Source organism: Aeromicrobium sp. (assembly GCF_023146395.1).
In the GTDB taxonomy this organism is placed as follows: Bacteria; Actinomycetota; Actinomycetes; order Propionibacteriales; family Nocardioidaceae; genus Aeromicrobium.
Map to the genome: position 1 here is coordinate 33,567 of NZ_JAGLCD010000002.1, position 19,911 is coordinate 53,477.

Here is a 19,911-nt window from a genome sequence, read left to right on the forward strand (position 1 = left end):
GTGATCGTGACGGGCGCCGGCCGCGGCATCGGCAGAGCGGTCGCCGAGCTGCTCGCGGACCGGGGAGCTCAGGTCGTCGTCAACGACCGCGGCGGCTCCGTCGACGGTGTCGGCGGAAGTCAGGAGCCGGCCGACGAGGTCGTGAGCGCCATCGTCAGCGCTGGAGGTCGAGCCGTGGCCAGTGCAGCCGACATTGGATCCGAGGTCGGGGCGCAGAGCGTAGTCGACTCGGCGCTGGCATCGTTCGGACGGGTGGACGGACTCGTCAACTGCGCGGGCATCATCCGCCCGGACTCGATCGAGGACCTGCAGGTGCAGCAATTCGACGACATCCACCGAGTCCACGTGGGCGGTTCTGTGGCGATGACTCGTGCCGTCTGGCCGCACATGCAGCGTCAGGGGTACGGACGCATCGCTCTGGCGATCTCCGCCGGATTCCTGGGTTCGCCGGGCGCTCTGTCCTATGCGACGGCCAAGGGCGGCATCTTCAGCTTCGGGCGATCGGTGGCAAGGTCCGGCCAGGATCACGACATCAAGGTCAACCTGTTTCTGCCGAGTGCCCAGACACGCATGATCGGTCTGAAGGGGGTGGGGGACGCCGCGGGACGGTCGTCGGCCCCGCCGCGCGCCGCGAAGGCAGCACCCGAAATGGTGGCCGCGCTCCCGGCGTACCTCGTTCATGACGCCGTGCCCGTCACCGGGGAGACGTTCAGCGTCACGGGGACGAACGTGGCCAGGATCTACGTCGCGGAGACGCGTGGATTGTCAGTGGGACCCGATGGTCAGTTGGATCTGGAGACTGTGTCCGCGCAGTGGGCGGCTGTCATGGATGGGGTGGGCGCAGCCACGCCGGTCGACTCCGCCGACCACGGAGCCTTCCGCAAGAAGGTCGCCGACGAGGTGGTCGAGGTCTCTGCCATCGGCTCCGGAGGAGGGCCCGCGGCATGAACGCGCATCTGCCGATGTACTGGGACGACTTCGAGGTCGGTATGCGATTCTCCACCGACGTCCACGCGGTCACGCGGGACGAGGTCGCGCAGTTCGCCGCGCTCACCCTGGATGACAATCCCCTGCACACCGACCCCGACTTCGCTCGGTCCACCCGCTTCGGGGAAGTGGTGGCCCACGGCCTGCTCGGTACGTCACTCGCTGTCGGTCTGTTCGCACAGACCAGGCTCGTGACGGGAACGGCTCTCGCGCTGTTGGAGGTTCGGTCGCGCTTTCTCATACCCGTGCTTGCCGGAGATGTGCTGCGCGCGGAGGTCGAGGTCACACAGCTCAAGCCCACGAAGCGACTGACAGAGGGCGTGCTCTGGCGACGGATCGACGTCCTGAACCAACGCGACGACGTGGTCCAGGAGGTCGAGATGGTCGCCCTCGTGCGACGGCGCCCTGGCGCAGCATGATGGCGACGCGGGCCGAGGAGGGTCGTTGGACAGCGATCGTGCCGATCAAGCCGTGGCAGTTTGCCAAGACGCGATTGGGTTTGCGGACGGGCGCCCGCGTGGCCTTGGCGCGTGCGCTGGGGCATGACCTGCTGGCGGCCCTCGCAGCGTCTCGATCGGTGGGTCGGATCGTCATCGTGACGGCAGAACTGGACGTCGATGTCGAGACGCTGTCACGCCCGGTCACGGTCTTGCGCGATCGCCCGTTGCTGGCAGGCGACATGCTGAATCCGGCAGTCGTCCAGGCTAGGTGCTGGATATCGGCGGCGCACGGGTCGGACACGCCTGCCGTGGTCGTGCCCTCGGACATCGCCGCCCTCACTCCAGGCTGCCTCGACGAGGTCCTCGCCACAATGGGGCGTTGGGAGCGGGCGTTCGTGACGGACGTCTGCGGGTCCGGGACGACGTTGGCCAGTGCTCGGCGGGTGGGTGATCTAGTCCCGGCCCATGGGGTCGACTCGGCCGCTCGGTACGAGTCCATGGGATACGTGCATGTCGCGGAGGCCGACATCCGGTGCCGTCTCGACGTCGATCGGATCGATGATCTCGTCGTTGCCATGGAGCTGGGCACGGGAGCGAGGGTGCGTGCGACGGTTGCCGAGCATCGGATCTCTTTGGAAACTCGCGACCGGTCGTCTCGCCTTCCGGCGGGCGTCACCTGATGCACCTCGATCGCGGCGCGTCGGACCAAGGAGGCAAGGTGGAGATGAAGATCGGCGTCGTCGGCGGCACGGGTCCGCAGGGCCGAGGGCTCGCCTATCGCTTCGCACTGGCCGGTCACCCCGTCGTGATCGGCTCACGCGATGCTGCTCGGGCGACGGAGAAGGCCGAGGAGATCGCCGCGAAGGCCGAGGGGGCCCGGTTGACGGGCGCCACGAATGCCGACGCGGTCGCCGCCGTGGACGTCGTGCTGCTGGCGGTGCCCTGGGACGGGCACGCCGAGCTCGTCGCCTCGCTGACCGATGGGCTGGCAGGCAAGATCGTGATCAGCTGCGTGAACCCGCTGGGCTTCGACGCCGAGGGTCCGTACGGGCTGACGCTGGAGGAGTCGGCGGCCGAGGAGGTCGCACGTCTGGTGCCCACGGCGCGGGTCGTCGGGGCGTTCCACCACGTGGCCGCGCTGTCGCTGTGGAAGACACCCGATCCGTTGTCGCACGAGGACGTGCTGGTGTGCGGCAACGATGCTGGCGCGAAGGAGCTCGTGCAGGACCTCGCGGCGTCGGTCACGGGCAAGCGCGGGATCGACGCGGGATCGCTGCGGCTCGCGCGTCAGCTCGAGCCGCTCACGGCAGTGCTGATCAGCATGAACAAGCGCTACAAGACCCGTTCGGGCGTCGCGGTCACCGGTGTGGAGGCCGGCTGACGATGGCTTTCGACCTGCCCTTCCCGTCATTGTCGATGTCCACGAAGGCGCTGCCGGCGGAGGGGGAGGTGCGGCGTGCGGTGGTGCGGGCCGAGGCAGGCAGGAGCCTGGACGTCGGTGAGGTCACCGCGTTGCTGGCGGCGTCGGGTGGGTACCTGGACCGGTTGATGGCGGTGGCGGCGCGGGTGCGGGATGCAGGCCTGGAGGCGGTGGGTCGGCCGGGCACGGTGACCTACTCGCCGAAGGTGTTCGTGCCGATCACGCGGCTGTGCCGCGACCGGTGCCACTACTGCACGTTCGTGGCGACCCCGGCTCAGCTGGAGCGGGACGGGCAGAGCCTGTTCCTCAGCTTCGACGAGGTCCTGGAGATCTGCCGGGCCGGTGCGGAGCAGGGCTGCACGGAGGCGCTGTTCACGTTGGGTGATCGTCCGGAGGACCGCTGGCCCGAGGCGAAGCAGTGGCTCGAGGAGGCCGGCTACGACTCGACGCTCGAGTACGTCCGGGCGTTGGCGATCCGAGTGCTGGAGGAGACGGGTCTGCTGCCGCACCTGAACCCGGGTGTCATGAGCTGGGCCGAGATGAACCGACTCAAGCCGGTCGCCCCGAGCATGGGCATGATGCTCGAGACCACGAGCCGTCGCTTGTTCGAGGAGAAGGGCCAGCCGCACTACGGCTCCCCGGACAAGGACCCCGCCGTCCGCCTGCGGGTCCTGGAGGACGCCGGCCGTCTGGGCGTCCCGTTCACGACCGGGATCCTGGTGGGCATCGGCGAGACGCTGACCGAGCGCGCCGAGAGCCTGTTCGCGATCCGTCAGGTGCACCGGGAGCACGGCAGCATCCAGGAAATGATCGTGCAGAACTTCCGCGCCAAGGACGCCACCGCGATGCGCAGCGTGGACGACCTGGGCCTGGACGAGTACCTCGCCGCCGTCGCGACCGCCCGCGTCGTCCTCGGGCCGAGCGTGCGGGTGCAGGCGCCGCCGAACCTGGTCGACCTGGCCGAGTGCCGTGCCCTGCTCGCCGCAGGGGTGGACGACTTCGGTGGCATCAGCCCGGTCACCCCGGATCACGTGAACCCCGAGCGCCCCTGGCCCGACCTCGACCTCCTGCGGGAGGTCTGCACCGAGGCAGGCTTCAGCCTGAAGCCCCGCCTCACGACCCACCCGGAGCTGCTGGACGCGCCGTGGGTCGACCCCCGCCTCCGCGGTCACGTCGACGCCCTCCGTGGTCCCGACGGCCTCCTGGCCGAGGGTGTGAAGCCGGTCGGTCTGCCGTGGCAGGAGCCCGACGGCGGCCTCGTGACGACGGGACGCTCCGACCTGCACGCCACGATCGACACGACCGGCCGCACGGGTGACCGCCGCGGTGACTTCGACGACGTCTACGGCGACTGGTCCGTGCTCCGTGAAAAAGTGCAGGGGGACAAGGTCAGGAACGCACCGGCCCTCCTGGGCGCCGCTCTCGGTGGCGACGTGACGGCCGCACTGATCGCGGCCGAGGCCGACCCGGCCGCCATCTCCCGCGACCAGGCCCTCACGCTCATGACGGTCGCGGAGGGTCCCGCCCTGGAGGCGGTGTGTGCGTTGGCCGACGACCTGCGCCGCAGCGCGGTCGGCGACCGGGTCGGCTACGTGGTGAACCGGAACATCAACTTCACCAACGTCTGCTACACCGGCTGCCGCTTCTGCGCCTTCGCCCAGCGCAAGACCGACGCCGACGCCTACAGCCTGTCGTTCGAGGAGATCGCCGCCCGGGTCGTCGAGGCCCGGGAGGCGGGGGCGACGGAGGTCTGCATCCAGGGCGGTATCGATCCCGAGCTGCCCGGCGACACCTACGCCCGCATCGCGCGGACGGTCAAGGCCACGGACCCCGACATGCACGTGCACGCCTTCAGCCCCATGGAGGTCATGAACGGCGTCGCCCGCACGGGGCTGTCGGTGACCGAGTTCCTGCTCTCCCTCAAGGAAGCGGGCGTCGACTCCCTGCCCGGCACGGCTGCGGAGATCCTCGACGACGAGGTCCGCTGGATCCTGACCAAGGGCAAGCTCCCCACCGCCCAGTGGATCGACGTCGTCACGACCGCCCACTCCGTCGGCCTGCCGACGACCGCGACGATGATGTACGGGCACGTCGACCACCCCGGCCACTGGGTCGACCACATCCGGCTGATCGCCGACCTGCAGCGGCAGACGGGCGGGTTCACCGAGTTCGTGCCGCTGCCGTTCGTGCACCAGAGCTCGCCGATCTACCTCGCCGGCGTCGCCCGTCCCGGACCCACCGTCCGCGACAACCGCGCCGTCCACGCGCTCTCGCGGATCCTGCTGCACGGCCTGGTCGACCACGTCCAGTGCTCGTGGGTCAAGCTCGGGCCCGACGTGTGCACCCAGGTGCTGAACGGTGGCGTCGACGACCTCGGCGGCACCCTGATGGAGGAGACCATCAGCCGCATGGCCGGCTCCACCAACGGGTCCCGCAAGGACGTCGACGAGCTCGTCGCGATGGCCCACCTCGCCGGCCGACCTGCCGTCCAGCGCACCACCCTCCACCAGCACCTGTCTAGATCACATTCTCCGGTCCTGTCGGATCTCAGCGTGAGCACGTCCTAGTGGGTGAGGATGATGATGTTGCCAGCGAGCGGGCTCGGACGGGTCGCGGCTACGTGGGTCTCCTCCTGGACTGGCGTTTCGGCTGCATCTTCTGGGGCAAGCTGCTCGGTACGGTGGCTGTCTTCGCGCAGAGCCTTGCCGCAGCCGCCGTCGTCTTCCAGGCATCGGGTTCGGTGGCTCTGGTCAGTCTCGTGACGATCGCCCAGTTTGCCCCCCAGCTACTGCTGGGACCGGTCGCAGGTGCTTGGGCGGACCGCGGTCGCGTCGTCCGGCAACTTCTCCTCGGACGGGCGCTCTGTGCTTCCGGGGCCACGGCACTATGGCTCACGTTCGTCGTGGCAGAGCCACCGGACGAAGCCGTGCCGGTGATCGTCTTCGTGTGCTCGTTGATCGTGGGCGTGGGCTTCGTGGTCGGCGGGCCAGCCATGCACATCATCGTGCCTGATCTGGTGACCGGCGAGGAGCTGCCCCGCGCCATTGCGCTTAACACGCTCCCGATGACGATCGGCCGAGTCGCGGGCCCTGCACTGGGAGGCTTCTCCGTCGGTGTGTGGGGACCCGCCAGCACCTTCGCCACGGCCGCCGCTCTCCAGCTAGGGTTTCTGATCCTGATCGTGGCCGCTCAGGTGCCCACACGACCGCCGGGACCTTCGGGGGACCGCTCGCTACGTGCCGGTGTGGCCTACGTCCGGGAGCATCCGCGTGTGCTGTGCATGCTGTGGGTCACAGCGTGTGTGGGCGCGGGTGCGGAACCGACTCTCACACTGGCCCCGGCGCTCGCGGCCGACCTTGGTGGTCAGGATGTCCTGGGTCCTCTCGCGGCGAGCTTCGGACTCGGAGCTCTCGCCGCGTTCCTGGTGCTGTCTGCCGGTGATCGCTGGCTCTCGTCGTGGTGGGTGGCGTGGACCGGGCTGTGCATCCTGGTGCTCGGGAACGCAGCGTTGGCGCGGGTCGGCGATCCTGTCGTCGCGTGCGGGGCCTTCGCCATCGCTGGTGCGGGGTTCGCCTGGGCACTGACGGGAGCCAGCATTGTCCTGCAGACCGAGACCGATCGGGCGTACCGAGGTCGCGTCATGGCTTGGTGGTCCGTTGCCTTCATCGGTTCTCGGCCCATGGCGTCGGTGACCCTCGGAGTGATCGGCGACCTACGAGGAGTCGGCACGGCCTTCGCGGCACTCAGTGCGTTCCTCCTCGTGTCGCTGGTGATTCTGGCGCTGCTGAGCTGGAGACACGCGCGCAGGTGACGAGGTCGTGGGCGGTCAGGGTGCGGAGCATGCGTGTGGTGTGACGTCGGGCAGAGCGGCAACGGCCAGTCCGGCCAGCTCGTCGTCCTCGTCAGGCCGCGATCCTGAGACGCCGATGGCGCCCCGCACCAACCCGTCCACATCCAGGATGACTCGGCCACCGAGCCCGGAGACGAGCGGTGTTGGTCCGGACGAGCTCATGGCGGCGAAGACCGTGGGCTGATCGGTCGCGAGAACTTCGAGATCACCGGAGTCGCAACCCATGACAGCGCTCGAATAGGCTTTTGCGAGAGCAACCGGCACGGTCACGGGCCTGGCGCCATCGAGTCGTCGCACGGCCACGACGGACCCGGCCGCGTCGACCACGGCGATGCTGACTGCGAGGCGGCGCGAACTCGCCGCATGGAGGGACGCCGCGAGCATCAGCTCGGCCTCGTCGAGGGTGATGATGGTGTGCGAGCAACTCATGTACTGGCCTCCGGTGTTGCTCTTCGATTCTCGAAAGTGCGGGTCGTGGCAGAGGAGAGGCCGTCACCGGTGCCGAGTGGTGCCGGTGACGGCCTACTGTCGAGGCTCGACGTCTCGCCGAGCTCGTCAGCTCACGAGTCGGACAGGACGCCGACCTTGCGGAAGTCGTAGACGTTCGTGTAGTAGCCAACGCCCATCTCGTCGTAGCCGATGATGCGTTTCGTCGTGGCCAGCAGACTTTGGTTCGCGCAGATGAAACCGTCGAAAGCCTGCTCGTTGGCGATCGCCGAAGCATCCTGGAGGAGCGACTCGTATTCCTCGGGCGGGAGGTTCGGATCGGTGGCTCCCGAGAGTGCGTCCTTGAACTCTTGAGGGGTCTGGCCGAGGAACACTCGCGACGTGGAGAAGTTCGACAGCAGAGTCAGCAGCGGGGTCGCGCCGGCCACCCTCGTCTGGACGAAGGCGCCGTAGTCTCCTTCGCCGTAGAGCGCCGGCGCTTGTGCAGGATCCTTCTGATCGATCTCGAGCGTGACCCCGATCTCCTTGAACTGGTCCTGCAGTGCGACGGCGATCGCGTCCTGGGGAGACAGGCCGGCGCTGGCGAGCAGCTTCAAGGAGAATCCGTCCGGGTAGCCGGCGTCGGCGAGCATCGTGCGTGCGAGGTCCGGGTCGTACTCGTAGTCGTACGGCGGATCCTCGACGTGGCCGGCGACGCCGGATGGTAGCGGCTGGTTGAGAGGTTCGCAGTAGCCGTTGAGGAGGTTCGACGTGATCGCCTCACGGTTGATGGCGTGGTTGAGGGCGCGTCGGACCTCCACGTTGTCCAGCGGCGGGACCTCGTAGTTCAGGAAGAGGGAGTAGGCCGCGCCGGGCGGGTAGCTGAACACCTGGTAGTCAGGGCCGAGGTTCTTGACCTCGTCTGCCTGCGCGGCGTTGGTCAGGATGAAGTCGACCTGTCCGGAGCGGAGGGCGTTCAGCCTCGCGTTGTTGTCGGCGATGCCGACGATGTTGATCGTCTTGGCCAGAGCTCCATCGGGGTTCCAGTAGTCGTCGCGGCGTTCGAAGGTCGCCGACTCGCCCAGCGTCAGCTCCGTCAGCACGTACGGTCCGGATCCGACCGGCTTGACGTCGAGATCAGGGTTGTTCAACGCGTTGGGAGACACGATGGATGCCGACGTCGCCGCCAGGAGGTAGGGCAGGTCCGACGCCGGACGGTTGGTCGTGATGCGCACCGTCATCGGGTCGACCACCTCGATCGACTCGATCATGGGGAAGCGGAATGCGACGGTCGACTCGGGGTCGAACACTGCGCGGTCCAGGCTGAGCTTGACGGCCTCGGCGTCAACGGCCGCGCCGTCGCTGAAGGTTGCTCCCTCGCGCACGAGGAAGTCGACCGACAGCCCGTCCTCGGCGAACTCCCACGACTCGGCGAGCAGCGGCTTGACCTCGGGTCCGGGTTCGATCTGGGTGAGCCGGTCGTACACCAGCGACGCGTAGGTGAACTGCGCGACGTCGCTGGTCGCCCGGTGGGGATCCAGGGGCATCGGCGGCAGCGAGAACGCCGCCTTCAGCTCGCCGTTCGGGTCGATGTCGCCAGCCGGTCCGTCACCGTTGCTGCCCCCGCCAGCACACGCGGCCAGCACGAGTGCCATTGCGACAGCAACCGCAGCAAGTCGTGTCCTCATCCGTTCTCCTCTGATCGGGCGCTCCGGCCCAGAGTGGGGGCGGTGTCGCGGATCGTCACCACCACTGTCTTGCTCGTCAGCAAGGATCCTCGGACGTCAAGGGGGTTGTCAAGATGAAATTGTGATCTTCGTGACAGTGACCGACCGGACAGATCCTCGCGCAGGTCGGCGGGTTGGGCGGGGTTGGTCCGTTCTCACGCATCCGCCAGGATCATGTCGGAGGCCTTCTCGCCGATCATGACGATGGGAGCGTTCGTGTTGCCGCTGGTGACCTCCGGCATGATCGAACCATCGGCGACTCGGAGGCCCTCGACTCCTCTCACGCGAAGGCGCGCGTCGACCACGGACAGGTCGTCTCCGCCCATGCGGCAGGCGCCGGTCGCGTGGGAGGCGCCGCGGACGTCACGGCGCAGGTGCTCCGCCCACTCATCATCGCTACTGACGTCCAGCGTCGGGGCCGCCTCATCGACCACGAGCTCGGCAAGCGGGGACTCGTTGAAGACGTCGCGAACACGACGGCACCCCTCGATCAGGTCCTGGAGGTCTCGTGGGTCCTGAAACATCTGGTGCCGGATCGCCGGGCGGTCGCGAGGGTCGGCGGACCGCAGGGCGATCTCGCCGCGTGACCGTGCGTGCAGGAGGCTGACGTATGCCGAGACCATGGGTTGGTCCGACATCTGCATCTGGTGGGGTTTGGTCTTGCTGATCGTGGTGATGGCGAACGGACTGAAGCCGCACTCGATCTCCGGGTGACGCGATGCTGCGTCGAGCTTCAGGAACAACAGCGCGTGGAAGAAGCTGGAGGCTGCCGGACCCTCGCCCTTGAGCACGAACGGCACGCCGTGGCGGGCCATTCCCAGTGGGTGAAAGTCGAGGTTAAAGGTCGGTACGCGCACGTTCCAGAGCATCTGCGTCACGGGGTGCTCCTGCAGGTTCTGGCCGACCCCCGGGCTGTCTCGCACGACCGGGATTCCGTGCTCGGCGAGCTTCTCCGCAGGGCCGACGCCGGACAGCATCAAGATCTTCGGGGACGACATGCCGCCTGCGGCGAGGACGACCTCCCGGCGCGCCCTGACCACCGAGATGCGCCCTCGGCGTTCGACCTCGACCCCGGTGACGCGACCGTCCTCGAAGAGGAGGCGACGAGCGAAGGTCCGGGTGGCGATCCGAAGATTGCCACGTCGAGCGGCGGCGCCGAGGTACGCGCGAGCGGTGCTGTGGCGGAATCCTCGCCGAATGTTCGCCTGTCCGTGGCCGACGCCGATCATGGATGAGCCGTTGTAGTCGGCCGTGAAGTCATGCCCGGCCTCCACCGCGCTTGCGACGAACGCGTCCGTCATGGCGTGTCGAGCAGAGACGGGCTCGATGTGCATCGGCCCGTTGCGCCCTCGACGGCCACTGCCGACCGGCCCCGAGAAGCTCTCGGCTCGCTCGAAGAACGGTCGCACGCTGTCGGCGTCCCAGCCTTCACACCCCCGGTCCGCCCACGTGTTGAAGTCCTCGTCGTGCCCACGGACCCAGACAAGTCCGTTGACCGAGCTGCCCCCGCCCAGTACTCGCCCAGCGCGCCAAGGGGTGACGAGGTCGTCCCGGGATGCATCCGGCTCCGCGACGAAGTCCCACATGAGCCCGGGGCGTCGCAAGGTCTGGCCTGCCAGGCCGGGGACGTGGATCGTCGGGTGTACGTCACGGCCGCCTGCTTCGATCAGGAGGACGGCATGTGAGCCGCTCGCCGAGAGGCGATGGGCAAGCACGCATCCGGCGGATCCGCCGCCGATCACGATGAAGTCGTAGGCGTTTCCCGGATGGGCCATGGCAGTTCCGATCGAGGGGGCGGTCTCCCGCGGTGGGTGAAAGGGCGCGCAGCGAACTGCTCGTGGGTGGCCGTCCCGTGGCACTGGTGGCGCTGCGGAACCGGCAGCACTCTGCCGGCACAGTATGCGACTGACTGATGCGCAAGCAAGGTGTTTCGGATCTTCGAGTCGATGCCACCGCAGATGCCGAGGTCCAACGGCTGGCCCGGGGTGGCCGCGCCTCCCTTGTCGCGATGCCCGCGCAGAAGACCCGTTCGTCGTCCGTCAGACCTCCAGCGGGCGTGCCCCAGGAGGCGTTGGACGTGATCGTCCAGTGGCGACGCGCCGCCTCGACGATCCTGGCCCTCCCGTGGTGGGACCGCCGAGCGGCGAGCCCGGACTTCGGATGGTGGTGCGACGACTGCGGACGAGGGGCTCCGCTACCGGGCTCAGCGCCATGGACCGACCGATCACCTGGTCGTCGTGTACCGTGGCGCGAGCCGACGGCCGTCGCCCTGACGCGAGGCGGGGCGGAGGAGTAGGAATGAGCCAGGACGCCGCGAAGCGCCCCAAGACCAAGCGGTACTACGACAAGCGCGAGCAGGTCTGGACCTCGCCGTGCGGTTGTTCTCGGAGAACGGGTACACCGGCACCGGGGTCAGCGAGCTGGGCGAGGCGGCAGGTCTCGCGCGTGGCGCGTTGTACTACTACATCGGTTCGAAGGAGGCCCTCCTCGCCGAGATCCACGACCGTGTGATGGATCCCTTGCTCGCCGAGGCGAAGCTCATCGCGGCGATGGATATCGGTTCTCGCGCTCGGTTGCGACTGCTCTCGGAGTCGCTGCTCTGGCAGATCCTTCACCGCCCCGACAACGTCTGGGTGTTTCTCCACGAGTACCGGCACCTCGAGGGCGAGCACCGCGCGCAGTTCCGGGAGAAGCGTCGCGCGTTCGAGACCTACGTCGGCACCGCGCTCGAGGAGGGGCGTCAGTCGGGTGAGGTCGTCACCAGCGACCCGGATCTGACAACTCTGGCGTTCTTCAACCTGCACAACTACACCTACCAGTGGCAGGCAGGCCATCCGGGACTCGAGGTCGAGAAGCTGGCCTCCTTCTACTGTGCCATCCTGCTCCGAGGCATCGGAGCCGTGGAGCAGCCAGACGATCCGGAGCTGCGTGATGAACTCACGAAGGGTCGGTCGGTGCTAGCGGCCCTGCGCTCGGCGTAGACCGATCGCCGGGCGCTCGAGCACATTCATCCACGGCTCGAGCGGCCCGACGACGCTACGCGGGCGGACTCACTCCGGACCGATGTGGTCCGGCACCCTGAACTGGTGCGCCAGGTAGTGCGCGGACCAGTCCATGAGGTCTGCTGGCACGTAGTAGTCGGTCTCGTCGTTGATCGCGGCCCAGTGCGATGCCACGTCTTCGACCGTGGGCTCGCCGTCGGCGACGTACCCGTCGGTCGAGGCGATGAACACGCGGGCGAACCGACCTGCTCCAGCGGTATAGATCTCGCCACTGACGGGACAGTCCTCGTGCGCGAGGTAGGCGACCATGGGAGCCGCAGCGCTGGAGGGCATGGTGGGCATGCCTTCAGCGGCGGGAGCCTCGTCGTCGGACCCGCCGCCGAGGCGAGTCATCGCCGCTGGAGCGATGAGGTTGACGAGGATGTTGTGCTCGGCGCCAGCGAGCTTGGCACTCCGGGCGAGACCGATGGTGCCGCCCTTCGCTGCCGCGTACGACAGGTTGTTCGGCAAGCCGAGCGTGCCGGTCGAGGTCGTCAGCACCACGCGGCCGTAGCCCTGCTCCACGAAGTGTGGCCATGCGGCGAGTGTCGTGTTGAAGGATCCGACGAGATGGACGTCGAGGTGGGCTCGCAGGTTGTCGACGTCGATGTCGGGAAGTCCGGCCCAGCGCATGATGCCGGCGTTGTTGACGAGGATGTCGATGCGTCCGTAGGTGGCGATCGCGGTCGCAATAATGGCCTCCGCACCCGCCGTGGTCGAGACGTCGTTGGTGTCGGCGACGGCGGCGCCGCCAGCGTCCGTGATCTCGGCGACGACCGCCTGGGCCGGCCCGACGTCGGACCCCTCGCCCTCGGCGGTGCCGCCGAGGTCGTTCACGACGACGCTTGCGCCGCGCGCCGCCAGCAGTCGCGCGTAGGCGCGACCGAGGCCGCGACCGGCGCCGGTCACGACGGCCACTCGACCGTCGAATCGCAGCTCACTCATGTGTCTTCCTGTCTGTTGATGACGGGTCCGGGTGGACCGGTCAGGTGAAGTAGCGCCCGGGCTCGGGGATCGTGGAGGTCAACGCTCGCGCGGGGATCGACGTCGTGCTGGTGGAGGTCTCGCCGGAGGCGGTCAAGGCCGCCGAGGCGCGGGTCACGTCCTCGCTGGATCGCGCGCTGGGTCGCCAGAAGATCAGCCAGGAGGACTTCGACGCCACGCTGGAGCGGATCCGGTTCACCGACGACCTGGAGCAGCTGGCCGATCGTCATCTGGTGATCGAGGCGGCGTCGGAGCGTGAGGACATCAAGCTCGACCTGTTCCGCCGCCTGGGCCAGATCGTGACGGACGACCAGGCGATCCTGGCCTCGAACACGTCCTCGATCCCGATCGTGAAGCTGGGCGCCGTCTCGGGCCGTGCAGACCGGGTGATGGGCGTGCACTTCTTCAACCCGGCTCCGGTCATGAAGCTCGTCGAGCTGATCCCGTCGCTGACCTCCTCGCCGGAGACGCTCGAGCGGATGCGCGGCTACGTGACCGACGGTCTGGGCAAGGACCCGATCGAGGCCACCGACCGGGCAGGCTTCGTGGTCAACAGCCTGCTGGTGCCGTACCTGCTCAGCGCGATCCGCATGTACGAGGCGGGCTACGCGTCGGCGGCCGACATCGACCAGGGCATGGTCCTGGGCTGTGGTCACCCGATGGGTCCGCTGGCCCTGTCGGACCTGATCGGTCTGGACACGATTCGCGCGATCTGTCAGTCGATGTACCAGGAGTTCAAGGAGCCGCTGTACTCGCCGCCGCCGCTGCTGGACCGCATGGTCGACGCCAGCCTGCTGGGCAAGAAGTCCGGCCACGGCTTCTACGTTCACACGTGAGCATCACCGGTATGCGTGTGACGAGCCTTCGGTCGTTCTACGGGCACCTGACCCGCCGTCCGTGGTCACAGCGAGACCTGCCCAGTCACGCGCAACGGAGACCTGCCCCAGGTCGAGCTCGACGTCGCGGGCGATTCGAGGTTCGGGAGGGGCGACCGTTGATCCGAAGACGCGGAATCAGGGTGCGGTTCGGGATGGCAGTGCGCGGCCGTGCGCACGGAACAGCGCGATGATCGCCCCGTCGCCGCGAGTGACGGTAACGTCGTAGACACTATTGCGGCCGAACCGGACCTGCTCTCGTGCCTCCGCACGAAGAACGTCGCCCAAGAATGCCGGTTGGACGAACACGATGTCGGCCTTGGCCGCGACCGAGACTTGCCGACTGTTGACCGCGCAGGCGAACACGGTGTCGGCAAAAAGGAAGATCTGTCCGCCGTGACAGGTCTCGTAACCGTTGACCATTTCAGCCGTTACGGTCATTTCGCCGTCCGCAGCACCGTCAGCAAAGCGCGTGATGCGAATTCCGTCGCGCTGCGCGGCGGCGTCGTTCGTGAATATCTCCTCTGACGAGGCGTTGGCCATACGCTGCGTCATGCCAGCACCCCAGAGGACCGCGCGGCCGAAACGGCTGCGTGGCGGCTGTGCACGCCGAAGGTTCGGCGGAGGCCGCACATAGCCGCACGAACCGAGGCGATGTCGATGTGAAGAGTCCCCGCGATGCTGAGATCGCTGTGTCCGGACGCGGCAAGCTCAAGGACCGCCAGCTCACGACTCGAGAGTTGTGGCGCCTGTTCCGGCGAGTCGAGCCCCCGCAGCACTGATAGAAGCGATTCGCAGATCCGAGTCCCCTCGCCGCGAAGCGCGTCGTCTGTTTCTTCCGACAGCGAGGTCAGGATCTTTTCTGCGGAGGCGAGGCAGTTCTCTCGCAGCAGAGTCGGTGCGCGTTCGAGCCCAACGCTCGCTGAGGGTGACGACATCGGGAGGGTCTGAAGCTCGCGGCCGAGTCGATCGCCAACAGATACGAGGCGATTGACGACATCATCGCCGAATGAGCAGGCGGCGCGAGTGCCCCCGTAGAGGACCGCCCGGACAGTGCCGTTTGCGCGAACCGGGATCGCGACCATTGCTCGGAGGCCTTCGCTCGCGACAGCGGTGTCGTACTCGTGCGAAATGGATCTGGCGCTCGTGTAGTCACGAACGAACACCGGACGACCGACGATCATCGCCTTGCCACCCAGCCCGGCGTTGGGCGGCAGGGACAGGCCGTGCAGGGAGTCGGAACGATTGCCGGCCAGCCGGCTGATGCGCAGAGCGCCTGACCGGACATGACCTGCGAAGACGACGGGCAGGCCGGATTCGGAATGGCCGTCTTCGACGGCTCGATCCAAGGCCCCCGCCGTGGTCAGCTCAGTGCTCGGCATTCAGAACGTACCTTTCGATAACTGCGCTCTTGCATGCGAGCGCTCGCTCAGGCAATGTAACATAGGTCACGTCGTGGTTGCGTCTCTCTGGAGGAAAGCAGTGGAGCACAAGGGGGCATTGTCGGTTCGTGAACTCGAGGCGCTGCGTCGGGCGTTCGCCGCTCTGCGCGGGCTCGCTACGCGCGGTGAGGACGGTCGCGTCAGGCAGGAGTTTCGCGCCCGCGCCCAAAGCCTCCTTCCGGTCCGCGACGGTGGCATCGGTCTGTCGGACCGGGAAGTCGATGTGCTCGCGTATGCCGCCACCGGACTGAGGAATGCTGAGATCGCGAACGCCCTGGCGCTCTCACCGGAGACCGTGAAGAGCTACCTGAGTTCGGCTCGGTTCAAGTTGGGAGCGATCAATCGACATGAGGCAGTTGCCATGGCGCGTCGTGCGGGCGTGTTGCCGTGACGCCACGAATGGATCGCGGCGCCTGCATCTCGACTACGGCAGCAGCCGAGACATCACGAGTTCGATTTGCTCGTCAGCAACAATTTTCGGTTCGGTTCCGCGGAGGGCCCACCCCTTAAGTGCGGGCAGATGACCGAGAAGAATAATGTCCTGTGCCAGAACCAATGCTTCAACGGGCCGGAACTCTCCACGTCGTACTCCAGTAGAAATTACATCGGCGAACGTGCTGCTAATGCCGACCTCGCGCTCTTGGTACTGCCGGTGGGCCTGGTCGGGTAGGTGCCGATACTCGCGGTACATCAGAAGGATCTGGTCACGGTTTCGGACACACTCGGCAAGGTAAGTGCCAATCATCAGTCGCAGCTTGTCGTCCAGCTCGAGATCCGCCCCGGTTGCGACCTCGGCGAGCCTCTCTCGCAGGCCGCCGTAGATGGACTCACAAGCCATGACCAAGAGGTCTGACTTCGTCTGGATGTAGCGGTACAGGCCCCCGACGCTCATCCCGAGATCCTCGGCGAGCTCGTTGACCGACACCCGGTCAAATCCCCGCTCCATGATGTGCCTCGTAGCGACCTTCTGAACGTGGTCGAGACGCTGAGCCCGAGTTTGCCTCATGAGAGCCGGCCGCGATCGCGGTCATCACCCGCGGGGTGGGCGCCGTCGATCTGCAGTGAAGTCACGGCTAGAAGCATAGTCACACTGTGACGCGATCCTGACGCGCAAACAACGGCCGCTGTCGCTGGGGTGTGTGCGGCCCGGGGACGTGAGCCCGCCTGTAGGTGTTGCCCCAGGCGGCCCGGATGGCGTTGGTGGTCGCTTGACCTTCATTTACGCGAAGCGCATACTGGCGAAGCGATACTGCGAGCGAGTGCTCGCACACATTCTCGAAGGCCGCACGTTAGCTCGTCGAGACTCGCTCCGACAACGGAAGGTGCCCCGAATGGATACGCCCGTCAGAGTCCTGGTGACGAAGATCGGTCTTGACGGCCACGATCGAGGCAGTCGAATCATTGCGGCATATTTGCGCGACGCTGGTCACGAAGTCGTCTACACACCTCCGTGGCAGACGCTTGAAGCGGTAGTTCGATTGGCCGTGCAGGAGGACATCGAGGTCATCGGGATCTCCTCACTCGCCACCGACCACCTGATCGTGCCGGACCTCATTCAGGAACTCGTCTCGGCAGGTTTGGACGACGTGGCGGTCGTGGTTGGCGGGATCGTGCCCGACAGCGAACATGCGGCTTTGACGGACGCTGGGGTCGCGCGCATCTTCGGGCCTGGCTCTTCTCGTGACGACATCGTCAACGCAGTGTCGGACCTCGGTGCGCAGGTCCAGCAGCGGCGTCGGCAGACGGAGGTGTCGGCATGACCGCAGTCGAAAACCACCTCAGTCCGAGCGAGCGCTGGGCGCACGAGTATGCGTCGCAGGTCGATCCGTCGGGTGTCGTGCGCAATCGATCCGGGATCGAGATTGCGCCGCTGTACACCCCGCAGGACTGGTCAGGCGATCGGTACGCTGCCGACCTCGGATTTCCGGGTCAGGAGCCCTACACCCGTGGCATCTATCCCTCGATGTACCGAGGGCGGACTTGGACCCAGCGTCAGCTGATTGGTCTGGGCACCCCGGCTGACTACAACGCACGGGTTCGCCAGCTGTTGGACCTGGGGTCCACCGCGATCAGCTTGCTGCCCTGCAACTCTGGATTTAGAGGTCTTGACTGCGATGAGGTTCCAGCGCCGCTGCTCGGAACTTGCGGCACCGTGATCAACAATGTCGACCACATGGACACCGCCCTCGACGGCGTACCCCTCGGCTCGATCTCGACCGCAATGAACGATCCGACGCCGTTCACGCTGCTCGCCTTCGTGCTCGCGACCGCGCAACGCCGTGGCGTGCCTTTCGATCGCATCACGGGGACGTCGAACCAGTCCGACTACATCTCCCACTTCGTCGCCAACCACATGTTCTACCGGCTGTCGCAGCCAGGTTCCCGGCGGGTGCTGGTGGACCACGTTGCCTACTGCCGGGAGCGGGTGCCCGGGTGGAACCCGGTCTCCGTCGTTGGCCAGCACATGCAGCAGGCAGGAGCCACGCCGGCCGAGACCATGGGCTTCACGCTCTCGACGGCCATCCAGTATGCGGAGGACTGCATGGCGAAGGGTCTGCACCCAGATGCGATCCTGCCGCGCTTCACGTTCTTCTTCGATATCTCCATCTCGTTCTTCGAGGAGATCGCGAAGTTCAGGGCTGGCCGGCGAATTTGGGCCCGCATCGCGCGAGAGCGCCTTGGCGCCAAGGATCCACGTTCGTGGAGGTTCAAGTTTCACGGGCAGACCTCGGGCGTAGACCTCACGGCACAGCAGCCGCTCAACAACGTTGCGCGGGTGGCGACGCAGGCGATCACCGGCATCTTCTCGGGTCTTCAGTCGATGCATACCGATGCTTACGACGAAGCGATCACGTGTCCGACTGAGGAGTCGGCACGCATTGCCGTGGCCACGCAGAACATCCTGCGGGAGGAAGCCCATCTCTGCGACGTGATCGATCCGCTCGGTGGCTCGTACTACATCGAGCGTTTGACCGACCAGATGGAGGAAGAGATTCTTCGGGTGATGCAGGTCATCGACGATGCTGGAGGAATGTACGCAGCCGTCGGTTCCGGTCTCGTGCAGGGCATGATCGGACGGTCCGCGCTTGCAGCTCAGGAACGCATCGACAGCGGCGATGAGAAGGTCATCGGAGTCAACTGCTTCCAGAGTGACGGGTCAGATGTCGAGCAGCCGCCTCCCTATCGGCCCGACCGGGCGGCCATGGATGCGCACGTTCAAGAGTTCCGCGAGTACAAGCGGAACCGAAGCGAGCGTGACGTGAGCCGCGGTATTGACGGTCTGCGTCGAGCAGCGGAGGACGAGAGCTTGAACGTCTTCGCCAGTGTCGTCGAAGCCGCTGGCGCGGGCGTCACCCACGGTGAAATCGTCGCGACCCTGCGAGATGAGTTGGGGTTCGGCGATCCGTTGATCGTGGCATGACCAGCTTGGCTGCGGGCGTCATTGCTGGTGATCAAGCCAGCCTGGCCCGCGCCATGTCGATACTGGAGCGGGGTGGGTCTGATGCGGAGGCACTCCGGTCGACTTTGGCGCGGCACACAGGGACGGCCTCGGTGATCGGAGTGACTGGGCCGCCTGGAGCAGGAAAATCCTCCCTGGTCGGTGCGATGGTCGGTTCGCTTCGGGCGCGCGGTACGAACGTGGCCGTCCTGGCGGTGGATCCGTCCAGTCCGGTTTCGGGAGGCGCCGTGCTCGGGGATCGAACCCGGATGGGTGCCCACACGACCGATCCCGGCGTGTTCATTCGATCGATCGCTTCCCGTGGGCACCCCGGTGGACTCGCCCGCGCTGTGCCCGCCTTGATCGATGCGATCGACGCAGCTGGGTGGGAAGTGGTGATCCTTGAAACAGTGGGCAGTGGGCAGTCGGACATTGACATCGTCGAGTACGCCGACGTCGCAGTTCTCGTCTCCGTGCCTGGGCTTGGGGACGATATCCAGGCCATCAAGGCGGGCGTGCTGGAGATCGCCGACGTGTTGGTGGTGAACAAGGCGGATCTTCCAGGCGCTGAGCAGACAGCCCGTGAGCTTGAACGCATGCTCCGACTTCGGGCAACAGACGCAGTCCGCCCGCCCGTCGTTCGGACGTCGGTTGCCGATGGGACGGGAGTCCCGGCGTTACTGGACGCCCTTGACGGAGTTTCCAAGACGAAGGGTCGGCATCGCCGGCTCCGCCGCGAGATCACACGCGAAGCTGAGGCGGAGTTTGCTCGGCGTCTGCGCCCGGAGCAGCTCGATGCTGCCTGCGCTGCGGTGCTGGCCGGGAGCCGAGGTGTGGGAGAAGCGGCGAAGGAGCTCGCCGGATTTTGACGTGCGCTGCCTCTGCCCTCAGGGTTCGCGGGCGATTGATTCAACGTCGGCCAAGACCATCAGGCACCGCGTCTGAAGGCGACGTTCTCGAGTGAATCGCTCGGCGCTGAGGCTGACCTTCTGAAGCCGGGTCATGCCCGCGGATGAGATCCATGACTCGTCGCTGGGATTTGGTGGAGTTTGGTCTCGCAATAGCGGATCAATGGCCGGAATGCGCGGCTGCAATCTCGGGCCAGGGCCACGGTTCTTGGCGAGTGAAACCGGAACCGTGGTCCCGGCCCGAGCTGTTGACATCACGGTCAAGGGTCAAGGTCGCGCCGACGCGTTCCACCTGCGGCTGTGCCCCACGTCGACCGTTCGCATCAGGCGACGGGGCCGGCCGGTTTCGAGTATGAGTCGAGCCTTTGACGA

General features: G+C 66.8%; 19 protein-coding genes. 12 read left to right on the top strand and 7 right to left on the bottom strand.

The annotated features are described in order from the left end of the window. The 6 genes from KAG51_RS01175 to KAG51_RS01200 are packed head-to-tail and all read left to right on the top strand — an operon-like array spanning position 1 to position 6,658. On the top strand, positions 1-948 hold the full coding sequence (locus KAG51_RS01175; RefSeq protein WP_290579775.1) for an SDR family NAD(P)-dependent oxidoreductase: 948 nt from the start codon (positions 1-3) through the stop codon (positions 946-948). Continuing rightward, positions 945-1,406 carry a MaoC/PaaZ C-terminal domain-containing protein gene (locus KAG51_RS01180; RefSeq protein ID WP_290579776.1) on the top strand — a complete coding sequence of 154 codons (462 nt, stop codon included), beginning with the start codon at positions 945-947 and terminating at the stop codon, positions 1,404-1,406. Before KAG51_RS01175 ends, KAG51_RS01180 begins: the two co-directional genes overlap by 4 nt. 38 nt (positions 1,407-1,444) lie before the next feature. Continuing rightward, positions 1,445-2,107, top strand: a complete 663-nt coding sequence (locus tag KAG51_RS01185) for a hypothetical protein (protein WP_290579777.1) — start codon at positions 1,445-1,447, stop codon at positions 2,105-2,107. Positions 2,108-2,151: 44 nt separating this feature from the next. Beyond that, a complete protein-coding gene (gene npdG / locus KAG51_RS01190; protein ID WP_290580015.1) occupies positions 2,152-2,808 on the top strand; it encodes an NADPH-dependent F420 reductase in 657 nt (218 codons plus the stop codon). Between the two features lie 35 nt (positions 2,809-2,843). After that, positions 2,844-5,414 carry a bifunctional FO biosynthesis protein CofGH gene (locus tag KAG51_RS01195; protein ID WP_290580017.1) on the top strand — a complete coding sequence of 857 codons (2,571 nt, stop codon included), beginning with the start codon at positions 2,844-2,846 and terminating at the stop codon, positions 5,412-5,414. A 53-nt stretch (positions 5,415-5,467) separates the two neighbouring features. After that, positions 5,468-6,658, top strand: a complete 1,191-nt coding sequence (locus tag KAG51_RS01200) for an MFS transporter (protein WP_290579779.1) — start codon at positions 5,468-5,470, stop codon at positions 6,656-6,658. 15 nt (positions 6,659-6,673) lie between these two features. On the opposite strand, the gene KAG51_RS01205 is transcribed toward KAG51_RS01200, so the two are convergent. The 3 genes from KAG51_RS01205 to KAG51_RS01215 form a co-directional block, all read right to left on the bottom strand. Next, complete coding sequence (locus KAG51_RS01205; RefSeq protein WP_290579781.1) at positions 6,674-7,126, bottom strand: heme-binding protein; 453 nt, start codon at positions 7,124-7,126, stop codon at positions 6,674-6,676. Positions 7,127-7,257: 131 nt separating this feature from the next. Next, on the bottom strand, positions 7,258-8,778 hold the full coding sequence (locus KAG51_RS01210) for an ABC transporter substrate-binding protein (RefSeq protein WP_290579783.1): 1,521 nt from the start codon (positions 8,776-8,778) through the stop codon (positions 7,258-7,260). A gap of 227 nt (positions 8,779-9,005) precedes the next feature. Continuing rightward, entirely contained in the window at positions 9,006-10,625 is a 1,620-nt protein-coding gene (locus KAG51_RS01215) for a GMC family oxidoreductase N-terminal domain-containing protein (protein WP_290579785.1), read from the bottom strand. A 597-nt stretch (positions 10,626-11,222) separates the two neighbouring features. On the opposite strand from KAG51_RS01215, the gene KAG51_RS01220 reads away from it, so the two are divergent. Next, complete coding sequence (locus KAG51_RS01220; RefSeq protein WP_290579787.1) at positions 11,223-11,831, top strand: TetR/AcrR family transcriptional regulator; 609 nt, start codon at positions 11,223-11,225, stop codon at positions 11,829-11,831. Between the two features lie 69 nt (positions 11,832-11,900). Here KAG51_RS01220 and KAG51_RS01225 read toward each other — a convergent pair whose 3' ends face one another. Continuing rightward, positions 11,901-12,836: an SDR family NAD(P)-dependent oxidoreductase gene (locus KAG51_RS01225; RefSeq protein ID WP_290579789.1), complete on the bottom strand. Its 936-nt coding sequence runs from the start codon at positions 12,834-12,836 to the stop codon at positions 11,901-11,903. Positions 12,837-12,907: 71 nt separating this feature from the next. On the opposite strand from KAG51_RS01225, the gene KAG51_RS01230 reads away from it, so the two are divergent. Continuing rightward, positions 12,908-13,711 carry a 3-hydroxybutyryl-CoA dehydrogenase gene (locus tag KAG51_RS01230; protein ID WP_290579791.1) on the top strand — a complete coding sequence of 268 codons (804 nt, stop codon included), beginning with the start codon at positions 12,908-12,910 and terminating at the stop codon, positions 13,709-13,711. A 177-nt stretch (positions 13,712-13,888) separates the two neighbouring features. Here the strand turns inward: KAG51_RS01230 and KAG51_RS01235 are convergent, their stop codons facing one another. After that, the gene (locus tag KAG51_RS01235; RefSeq protein WP_290579793.1) at positions 13,889-14,305 is read right to left on the bottom strand and encodes a hotdog fold thioesterase; all 417 of its coding nucleotides are present in this window, start codon (positions 14,303-14,305) and stop codon (positions 13,889-13,891) included. Further along, entirely contained in the window at positions 14,302-15,132 is an 831-nt protein-coding gene (locus KAG51_RS01240) for a LuxR C-terminal-related transcriptional regulator (protein ID WP_290579795.1), read from the bottom strand. Before KAG51_RS01240 ends, KAG51_RS01235 begins: the two co-directional genes overlap by 4 nt. Before the next feature lie 100 nt (positions 15,133-15,232). Here KAG51_RS01240 and KAG51_RS01245 point away from each other — a divergent pair, with 100 nt between their 5' ends. Beyond that, on the top strand, positions 15,233-15,583 hold the full coding sequence (locus KAG51_RS01245) for a helix-turn-helix transcriptional regulator (RefSeq protein ID WP_290579797.1): 351 nt from the start codon (positions 15,233-15,235) through the stop codon (positions 15,581-15,583). A 33-nt stretch (positions 15,584-15,616) separates the two neighbouring features. Here the strand turns inward: KAG51_RS01245 and KAG51_RS01250 are convergent, their stop codons facing one another. Continuing rightward, on the bottom strand, positions 15,617-16,198 hold the full coding sequence (locus tag KAG51_RS01250) for a TetR/AcrR family transcriptional regulator (protein ID WP_290579799.1): 582 nt from the start codon (positions 16,196-16,198) through the stop codon (positions 15,617-15,619). A gap of 349 nt (positions 16,199-16,547) precedes the next feature. Between KAG51_RS01250 and KAG51_RS01255 the strand changes: the two genes are divergently transcribed. Genes KAG51_RS01255 through meaB form a run of 3 tightly spaced genes read left to right on the top strand, consistent with a single transcriptional unit; the run spans position 16,548 to position 19,500 of the window. Next, complete coding sequence (locus KAG51_RS01255) at positions 16,548-16,952, top strand: cobalamin-dependent protein (RefSeq protein WP_290579801.1); 405 nt, start codon at positions 16,548-16,550, stop codon at positions 16,950-16,952. Then, entirely contained in the window at positions 16,949-18,613 is a 1,665-nt protein-coding gene (locus KAG51_RS01260) for an acyl-CoA mutase large subunit family protein (protein ID WP_290579803.1), read from the top strand. The genes KAG51_RS01255 and KAG51_RS01260 overlap by 4 nt, the downstream gene beginning before the upstream one ends. Next, complete coding sequence (gene meaB / locus KAG51_RS01265) at positions 18,610-19,500, top strand: methylmalonyl Co-A mutase-associated GTPase MeaB (protein ID WP_290579805.1); 891 nt, start codon at positions 18,610-18,612, stop codon at positions 19,498-19,500. Before KAG51_RS01260 ends, meaB begins: the two co-directional genes overlap by 4 nt. Positions 19,501-19,911 lie beyond the last annotated feature (411 nt).